We start from the raw sequence: 9,423 nt of genomic DNA, 5'->3' as shown, positions 1-9,423 counted from the left end.
CCCCACCGCGGGGCCGCCCCCGGGGGGGCCCGGGGGCCCGCGGGGTCCCCCCCCGGGGGGCGGCCCGCCCACGGTGTGGGGGGGGGGCCCCTCACTCACGTACGGGAAGGGACGAGGCCTGGGCCTACGCGTCCTTCTTCGGCTCCTCCAGGCGCGGGAACAGCACCGCGCCCTTCGTCACCGTCGCGCCCGCGGGGAGCGTGCCCCAGGTGGCGGCGGTCTGGACGTCCTGGTCGGCGAGGGCGCCCAGGAGGGGCTCCGCGCCGAGGGAGTCCCAGAGCTTCTGGGAGGTGTCCGGCATGATCGGGTTCAGCAGGACCGCCACGGCGCGGAGCGACTCGGCGGCCGTGTAGAGGATGGTCGCGAGGCGGGCCTTGCCCTCCTCGGAATCGTCCTTGGCGACCTTCCACGGCTCCTGCTCCGTGATGTAGCCGTTGACCTGCTTCACGAAGTCGAAGATCGCCAGGATGCCGCCCTGGAAGTCCAGGTCGTCGCCGATCTTGCGGTCGGCCTCGGAGACAGCCTTCGCCAGGCCCTCCTGGACCGCCTTCTCGGCGTCACCGGAGGCCGTGGCCTCCGGCAGCGCGCCGCCGAAGTACTTGCCGACCATCGCCGCGACGCGGGACGCCAGGTTTCCGTAGTCGTTCGCCAGCTCGCTGGTGTAGCGGGCCGTGAAGTCCTCCCACGAGAACGAGCCGTCGCTGCCGAAGGCGATCGCGCGCAGGAAGTACCAGCGGTAGGCGTCCACGCCGAAGTGGGAGGTCAGGTCCTGCGGCTTGATGCCCGTCAGGTTCGACTTCGACATCTTCTCGCCGCCGACCATCAGCCAGCCGTTCGCGGCCACGCGACCCGGTACCGGGAGGCCCTGCGCCAGCAGCATCGCGGGCCAGATCACCGCGTGGAAGCGGAGGATGTCCTTGCCGACGAGGTGGACGTTGGCCGGGAAGGTCTCGTCGAACTTGTTCTGGTTCGCGCCGTAGCCGACCGCCGTCGCGTAGTTCAGGAGCGCGTCGATCCACACGTAGATCACGTGCTTGTCGTCCCACGGGACCTTGACGCCCCAGTCGAACGTCGAGCGGGAGATCGAGAGGTCCTGCAGGCCCTGGCGCACGAAGTTCACCACTTCGTTGCGGGCCGACTCCGGCTGGATGAAGCCGGGGTTCGCCGCGTAGAGCTCGAGGAGCTTGGGGCCGTACTCGCTGAGCTTGAAGAAGTAGTTCTCCTCCTTGAGGAGCTCCACCGGCTTCTTGTGGATGGGGCAGAGCTTCTGCCCTTCGTACTCGCCCTCGCCGTCGATCAGGTCGCCGGGGAGCTTGTACTCCTCACAGCCCACGCAGTACGGGCCCTCATAGCCGCCCTTGTAGATCTCGCCCTTGTCGAAGAGATCCTGGACGAACTCCTGCACGCGGTCCGTGTGACGCTTCTCCGTCGTGCGGATGAAGTCGTCGTTCGCGATGTTCAGGTGCTCCCAGAGGGGCTTCCAGGCCTCGGTGACGAGCTTGTCGCACCACTCCTGGGGGGTGACTCCGTTCGCCTCGGCCGTGCGCATGATCTTCTGACCGTGCTCGTCCGTGCCGGTGAGGTACCACACCTTCTCGCCGCGCTGACGGTGCCAGCGCGTGAGCACGTCCCCTGCAACGGTCGTGTAGGCGTGGCCCAGGTGAGGAGCGTCGTTTACGTAGTAGATGGGGGTCGAGACGTAGAACGCCTTCGCGTTCTCGTCCGCTCCCTGCTTCTCGGATCCAGTGGCCGCCATGGTCGAAATCCTAACGGCCGGATGGAGATCGACTCACATCGATTCCAGGGGGTGGACCCGGGGCTTCCGGTGCCACCCCCTGGTCGACGTGCGGTGGTGGGTCCTGCGGCTACGGGCGCCAGGCCGCGAGGAGGCCCTCGTACAGCTCCTTGTCCGTGAGCTCCTTGGGCGTGGGGCCCGCGTGGAAGAAGGCGGCGTTGTCCGCCTTCAGCTTGCGGAGGTAGTCGAAGCCCTTTGCGTCGTGGTCGCCGAACGCCACGAACTGGAAGAAGAGGGGGTGCTTGGCCGCGTCGGTGAGGGCCTGGTTCGCGGGGCCCTTGGCGTCGGGGGCGCCGTCCGTCTGGAAGATCACGAGGGCCGGGCCCTGGTGCTCCGACTTCTCGTAGTGGGCGACGACCTCTTCGATGGCGCGGTGGTAGCTGGTGCGGCCCATGTGGCCCGCCGCGGCGTGCAGCTCGTCGATGCGGCCCTCGTGCTCGGGGAGGGTGAGGGTGCCGGTGCCGTCGATGTCCGTGGAGAAGAAGACGACGTGGACCGTGGCTTCGGGGTCCGTGTGGGCGGCCAGGGCGAGGGCCTGTTCGCCCAGGCTCTGGGCGGAGCCGTCCTTGTAGTACGGGCGCATGGATCCGGAGCGGTCGAGGACCAGGTACACCGGGGCGCGGGTCCCCGTGAGGTCCCGCTTCTTCAGGGCGGCGCCGGCAGCCTTGTAGGCGGCGGCCAGTGCCGGGGCCTTGGACTTGATCTTGGCGGGGGTGGTGGCGGGCTTTCCGCTGGCGGGGGCGCCCTGGGTGTCTTCGGCGTCCTGGGGCTCCGCCGGGGTGGCGGGGGCTTCGGGCTCTGCCGCTTCCTCGGCAACCGGGGCTTCGACCTCTGCCGGGGTCACGGGGGCCTCTGCCGCTTCCTCGGCGAGGGCAGCTTCGGGCTGTGCCGGGGTCACAGTCACCTCGGCCACTTCATCGGCAACCGGCGTCTCGGGCTCCGTCTCGGTCACGGGGGCCTCTGCCGCTTCCTCGGCGAGGGCAGCTTCGGGCTGTGCCCACCCGTCCCGCCCAGCGGGACGATTGCCCACAGAAGCAGCGGCGGCGTCGGGCTCGGCCTTGGCTTCGATCACCGGCTCGGGTTCGGTGGTTACAGAAGCAGCGTCGACGACCGGCTCGGGCTCGGTGGTCTCAGAAGCAGCGTCGAGATCGGGCTCCGGCTCCACCTCGGCCTCGGTGGGCGCAACCTCTGCCTCCGGTGCCGGGGAAGCAGCGGGCAGCTCCGCAGTCGTGGGCTCGGGCTCGGTCGACTGCTGGGCCGGGACCGATACGTTGTCGAACGCCGCTGCCACGAGCGCGGCCGCCTCCGACGGAGTCGGCTCGGAGCTGGGGGCCGGTACCGAGACCTTCTGGTCAGGCTGCTCCGGCTCAACCTCACGCTCCGGCGCCGCCGCAGCCTCAGGCTCAGCCGTAGCCCCCTTACGTGACGACCGTCCGAACGCATTCCGCAGGACACTCAGAATGCCCATGGGTGCACCCCTTCGCGTGAGTTGATTCCCGATAACCCCTGGCCAGGGCGGACACGTAAGGTTAGCCGCCACCTTCCGCGATCTTGGCGAGGGTCGCCGTACACCGCCGACATCGTCACCCTTACCACTCGCCCGCACGTCAACTGCCCTATGTGCGCCCCCGGTTCACCTCCCGTTCACCCGGCGTCCGCCGCCCTGCACTCCTCCACCCCTAGCGTCGCCGCGGAAACAAGCCACGCCCACAAAACGGAGGAACCGTGCGCAAGCTGCTGCCGATCATCACCTCGCACCAGGGGAGCGGCGGCCGTTCCGCCATGACCTGCCGTTTCCGCTGCGGTGACGCCTGCTTCCACGAGGTGCCCAACACCAGCGACAACGAGTACGTCGGCGACGTCATAGCCGGCGCGCTCAGCCGCCGCTCGATGATGCGCGCCGCGGCCGTCGTGACGGTCGCCACCGCCGCCGGCGGCGCCGTCATCGCCGGTCCCGCCGCCCCGCAGGCCACCGCGGCCGCGCAGAAACCGTCGTCGCAGAAGAGCAAAACGGGGGCGCGCGGTCTCCGCTTCACGCCCGTCGCGCCCAACACCACCGACGCCGTCACCGTCCCCGACGGCTACGCCCAGAACGTCGTCATCCGCTGGGGCGAGCCCATCCTCCGCGGCGCCCCCGCCTTCGACGCGGACAAGCAGACCGCGAAGGCGCAGGCCGGACAGTTCGGGTACAACAACGACTTCCTCTCCCTGCTGCCGCTGCACCGCGAGCACGGCCGCCAGGTCCTCGTCGCCAACCACGAGTACACGGACGAGATCCTGATGTTCAAGGGGTACGACCCCGAGAAGCCGACCCGCGAGCAGGTCGAGATCGCCTGGGCCGCGCACGGCCTCAGTGTCGTGGTCGTGGAGGAGGAGCGCAGGAGCGGGCAGCTTTCCGCCGTCTCCCGCCACCAGCTCAACCGGCGCCTGACCGCCACCAGCGAGTTCCGCCTCTCCGGCCCCGCCGCCGGCAGCGCGCTCGTCCGTACGAAGGCCGACCCGAAGGGCGTCACCGTCCTCGGCACCCTCAACAACTGCTCGGGCGGCACCACCCCGTGGGGCACCACCCTGCACGGTGAAGAGAACTTCAATCAGTACTTCGCCAACGCAGAGAAGGTGACCGACCCGACCGCCGCTGCGCGCCTCAAGCGGTACGGCGTCATCGGCGCCGCCTCCGAGCGCAAGTGGGAGCGGTACGACGACCGCTTCGACCTCGCCAAGGAGCCCAACGAGGCCAACCGCTTCGGCTGGGTCGTCGAACTCGACCCGTACGACCCGGAGTCGACCCCGCGCAAGCGCACCGCGCTCGGCCGCTTCAAGCACGAGGCAGCGCAGCCCCGGCTCACGGACGACGGCCGCCCCGTCGTCTACATGGGCGACGACGAGAAGTTCGACTACTTCTACAAGTTCGTCAGCAGCAAGCGCGTCGACAAGGGCCGCTCGCGCGCCGCCCACCAGCACAATCTCACCCTCCTCGACGAGGGCACGCTGTACGTCGCCAAGCTGACCGGCGACTCCCCGGCCGCCGAGATCGACGGCACCGGCAAGCTGCCCGCCGACGGCGAGTTCGACGGCAGCGGTACGTGGATCCCGCTCGCCACCGCGGGACCGGGCGGAAAGGCCGTCTCGCACGTCGACGGCATGACCGCCGAAGAGGTGTACGTCTTCACGCGCCTCGCCGGTGACAAGGTCGGGGCCACCAAGATGGACCGTCCCGAGGACATCGAGCCGTCCCCGCACACCGGCAAGGTGTACGTCGCGCTGACGAACAACTCCGACCGCGGCAAGGCGGGCAAGGCCGGCGCGGACGAGGCCAACCCGCGGAACTTGAACAAGCACGGGCAGATCCTTGAGCTGACCGAGCGCCGCAACCGCGCCGATGCGACCACCTTCGCCTGGTCGCTGTTCCTCGTCGCGGGCGACCCGAACGACCCGGCGACGTACTTCGCGGGCTTCCCGAAGGACAAGGTCAGCCCGATCTCCTGCCCGGACAACGTCTCCTTCGACCCGTACGGCAACCTGTGGATCTCGACGGACGGCGCCCAACTCGGCTCGCACGACGGTCTGTTCGGTGTCGCGACCAAGGGCGACCGGCGCGGTGAGCTCAAGCAGTTCCTCACCATGCCGAAGGGCGCGGAGACCTGCGGCCCGATCGTCCAGGACCGCCGCGTGGTCGTCGCCGTGCAGCACCCGGGCGAGATCGACGGGGCGTCGGTCGAGAAGCCCGCGAGCGTCTGGCCCGACGGACCCGGCAAGATCGTCCGTCCGTCGGTGGTCTCGGTGTGGCGCAAGGACGGCTGCGACATCGGCGTCTGAGCGGATCTGATCCAGCCGGATGCAGTACGACGATGGGGGCCCCCCCCACCGCGGGGTGGCCCCCACGACGTAGAACACCCACAGATAAAGAGGTATGGGGTCGGGGGGGGAGCCCGCCGCAGCGGCCCCCCCCCCCCCCCGGCGTTGCCGTGGATGATCAGGCGGTGATCAGGCGGGGTCACCCGTGGAGACCGTGATCTCGATCTTCACGTCGTCCGGAGAGATGTCGGACTCCTCCTTGGGGGACTGCGACATGACCGTGTCCTCCCCGTAGGTGTTCTCGTCCATCTCGCGCTTGTCGTACTGCCAGCCGGCCGCCTGCAGGCACTTCTGAACGGACCGCCAGTCCTTGAACGTGAAGTCAGGGACCTTGATCTTGTTCTCGTCGTTGTACGCCGTGTCGGGCTCGGTGCACTCTTCGGTCTCGATCGTCTGCGTCCGGTCGGGACCGCGGTGGCCCGCCACCGGCGCGTTCGACTTCTTGTCCTTGGGGTCCTTGCCGCCCTCGTCGTCGCCGCCCAGCGACACCGCCGCGATCACGCCGCCGATGGCCAGCAGCGCGACGACGATCGAGCCGACGACCACCGGCATGTTCCGCTTGCCGCCGCCCGAGCCCGAGCCGCCGCCCTGGCCCTGTACGGACGTCTGCGCCGGCTGCGGCGAGACCGTGTACGGAGGCGGGGTCTGCGAGGCCTGCGGTGCGTACGCGTTCGTGGGCGGCGGGGTCTGGTAGCCGGCCTGCTGCGGGTAGCCGTAGCCCGGGGTCACCGGGGCCGGGGTTGCCGGGCCGTACGAACCGGGCTGGTACGGCGTCTGGACGTTGCCGCCCTGCGGCATCGAGGTGTCGACCGGCGGGAAGACCGCGGAGCCGACGCCCGCGCCGCTCGCGGTCTGGGCGCCCGGCACGATGCTCGGCGCCGCCGTCTGGAAGGACTGGGCCACGCGCAGGCACTCGTCGCGCATCGCCTCCGCGGTCGGGAAACGCTCGTTCGGGTTCTTCTTGAGCGCGCGGGCGACGATCGCGTCGAGCGCCGGCGGCAGCGAGCGGTTGATCGAGGACGGAGCGACCGGCTCCTCCTGGACGTGCGCGTACGCGATGGCCAGCGGCGAGTCCGCCTCGAACGGCAGCCGGCCGGTGGTCAGCTGGAAGAGCATGATGCCGACCGAGTACAGGTCGGAGCGGGCGTCGACGCCGCGGCCGAGGGCCTGCTCCGGCGACAGATACTGCGGGGTGCCGACGACCATGCCGGTCTGCGTCATGGAGGTGACGCCGGACTGCATGGCGCGGGCGATGCCGAAGTCCATGACCTTGACGACGTTGCGCTTCGTCATCATCACGTTGCCGGGCTTGATGTCGCGGTGGACCAGGCCCATCTCGTGGCTGATCTCGAGCGCGGCGAGCACATCGGCGGTGATCTTCAGCGCCTGGTCGGTCGGCATCGCGCCGAACTGCGCGACGGACGCGTCGAGGACGGAGCCGAGCGGCTTGCCCTCCACGTACTCCATGACGATGTACGGCATCGTCGCGCCGTCGAGGTCGTCCTCGCCGGTGTCGAAGACCGAGACGATGTTGGTGTGCGTGAGCTTGGCCACCGACTGGGCCTCGCGGCGGAAGCGCTCGCGGAACGACTGCTCGCGGCCGAGCTCGGTGTGCAGCGTCTTGATCGCGACTTGGCGGTCGAGTACGGAGTCGTACGCCAGGTGAACGGAGGCCATGCCGCCTTCACCGAGAAGATCGCGAAGCTGATACCGGCCACCGGCCAGCGAACGCCCCGCATACCGTCCCTGTGCGCCGTCCTGGCTGCTCATGTCGTGCGTCCCCCATCGGCGCGGTGTGCCGGACGGCTCCGCGATCGGTGATCGATTCCCGCTATTCCTGGCCAAGTCTGCCCGAGGGCACTGACACGTCAAGCTCGATGCCCGTTCCGTGACCGTACGCGCAAGAAGCGTCTCGGAAGCGTTACAAGTTTGCGCATCAGCCCCCCTGGCGGGTTTGATGTCCGGTCCACCTCGAACCGGCGTGCCGCGTTAAGGCTGTAGCGTGGCCCGGGTTCCCCCAGTACCACCAAGCACCACGACCAGAAACGACGGCGAGGACTGATGGCACAGACGCAGCGCGCTCAGGGCCCGTCCGACCCCGAGGCGACTGGCGGCGGTATGTCAGATGCGCCGGAGTTGTGGGGTAATGGCGGGCTTGTCGGGGACGGCCGATACCGGCTGACCCGCAGACTCGGCCGTGGCGGCATGGCAGAGGTGTTCGCGGCCGAGGACGTACGTCTCGGTCGTACGGTCGCCGTCAAGCTGCTCCGCTCCGACCTCGCCGAGGACCCGGTCTCCAAGGCCCGCTTCACGCGCGAGGCCCAGTCGGTGGCGGGGCTCAACCACCACGCGGTGGTGGCGGTCTACGACTCGGGCGAGGACGTCGTCGGGCCGAACGTCGTCCCGTACATCGTCATGGAGATCGTCGAGGGCCGGACGATCCGCGATCTGCTGATCAACGCGGAGGCGCCGGGCCCCGAGCAGGCCCTGATCATCGTCTCCGGAGTGCTCGAGGCGCTCGCCTACTCGCACCAGCACGGCATCGTGCACCGCGACATCAAGCCCGCGAACGTGATCATCACCAACACCGGCGCGGTGAAGGTGATGGACTTCGGCATCGCGCGCGCCCTGCACGGCGCCCAGTCGACGATGACGCAGACCGGCATGGTCATGGGCACGCCCCAGTACCTCTCCCCGGAGCAGGCGCTCGGCAAGGCCGTCGACCACCGCTCCGACCTGTACGCGACCGGCTGTCTGCTCTACGAACTCCTCGCGCTGCGGCCCCCGTTCACCGGTGAGACGCCGCTCTCCGTGGTCTACCAGCACGTCCAGGACATCCCCGTGCCGCCGTCCGAGGCCTCGGACGTGGCGCCGCCGGAGCTGGACGGGCTCGTCATGCGCTCGCTCGCCAAGGACCCGGACGACCGGTTCCAGACGGCCGAGGAGATGCGCGGTCTGGTCCAGTACGCGCTGCAGATGCTGGGCGAGCAGGGCAGCCACACCGGCACCTGGAACACCGGGCCCGTCGACATCGCGGGGATGCACCAGGGCGGCCACACCCCGGCGATGGGCGTCGCGGGCACCACCGCGATGCAGCACCCGGGCGACTCCGGCACCGCGCAGATCCCGGGCCCGATGCTGCGTCCGCCGGGCGGCGACGACGGCGGTTTCGACGGCGGTCACCGCGACGGGAACGGCCGGGGCGGCCGCGGCAAGATGTGGATCTTCGCCGTGCTCGCGGTCATCGCGATCGCGGTGGGTGTCGCGTTCGCGCTGACGGCCGGCGGCGAGAAGAAGAAGGACCAGGACACTCCGACGAAGGCGCCGACGAAGCAGTCGGAGTCGAAGGAGCCCAGCAAGAGTCCGGAGGAGTCGACGTCGGACGAGGAGACGGTGCCGGGTGACGGCTCGGGCGGTCAGGGGGACTACACGCCCCCGGTGACGCCGTCCACCGACCCGACCACTCCGACGACGCCCACGGAGAGCGAGCCGACGGAGCCCACCGGTGAGCCGACGGACGAGCCGACCGGTGAGCCGACGGACGAGCCGACGGAGCCGACCGACGAGCCGACTCCGCCCGTCACGGAGGAGCCGCCCACGGGCGGGGCCGACGGTGGCGCGGACGGCGGGCTCGACGGCTGAAGCAGCCGAAGCGCTGAAGCGGCTGAAGCATCTGAAGCGGCTTGATCAACGGCACGCGCGCGGGGAGCCCCCACAACGGCACCACGCGCCCGGGCCGCGGTCGGCGCCACGGGGGCCCGTCAACCGACGGT

Annotated in this window: 5 protein-coding genes; 2 read left to right on the top strand and 3 right to left on the bottom strand. The window is 69.9% G+C overall.

What is annotated here, in order from left to right:
• Positions 1-124: 124 nt before the first annotated feature.
• Positions 125-1,756, bottom strand: coding sequence for a methionine--tRNA ligase (gene metG, locus ACFWY6_RS19430; RefSeq protein WP_384691716.1), 1,632 nt, complete (start codon positions 1,754-1,756; stop codon positions 125-127).
• 109 nt (positions 1,757-1,865) lie between these two features.
• Positions 1,866-3,263 (bottom strand): VWA domain-containing protein, encoded by a 1,398-nt coding sequence (locus ACFWY6_RS19425; protein ID WP_384691713.1) that lies wholly within the window; start codon positions 3,261-3,263, stop codon positions 1,866-1,868.
• A 257-nt stretch (positions 3,264-3,520) separates the two neighbouring features.
• Here ACFWY6_RS19425 and ACFWY6_RS19420 point away from each other — a divergent pair, with 257 nt between their 5' ends.
• Positions 3,521-5,611, top strand: coding sequence for a PhoX family protein (locus tag ACFWY6_RS19420; RefSeq protein WP_384691711.1), 2,091 nt, complete (start codon positions 3,521-3,523; stop codon positions 5,609-5,611).
• A 168-nt stretch (positions 5,612-5,779) separates the two neighbouring features.
• Here the strand turns inward: ACFWY6_RS19420 and ACFWY6_RS19415 are convergent, their stop codons facing one another.
• Complete coding sequence (locus tag ACFWY6_RS19415) at positions 5,780-7,420, bottom strand: protein kinase (protein ID WP_384691708.1); 1,641 nt, start codon at positions 7,418-7,420, stop codon at positions 5,780-5,782.
• Between the two features lie 291 nt (positions 7,421-7,711).
• Here ACFWY6_RS19415 and ACFWY6_RS19410 point away from each other — a divergent pair, with 291 nt between their 5' ends.
• Positions 7,712-9,292: a protein kinase gene (locus ACFWY6_RS19410; protein ID WP_384691705.1), complete on the top strand. Its 1,581-nt coding sequence runs from the start codon at positions 7,712-7,714 to the stop codon at positions 9,290-9,292.
• The last annotated feature ends 131 nt before the right edge of the window (positions 9,293-9,423 follow it).

This window comes from Streptomyces sp. NPDC059037, assembly GCF_042740015.1.
Taxonomy (GTDB): Bacteria; Actinomycetota; Actinomycetes; order Streptomycetales; family Streptomycetaceae; genus Streptomyces.
The sequence above is the reverse complement of the archived record's forward strand: the minus strand, read 5'-3'. Positions and strand labels throughout refer to the sequence as shown.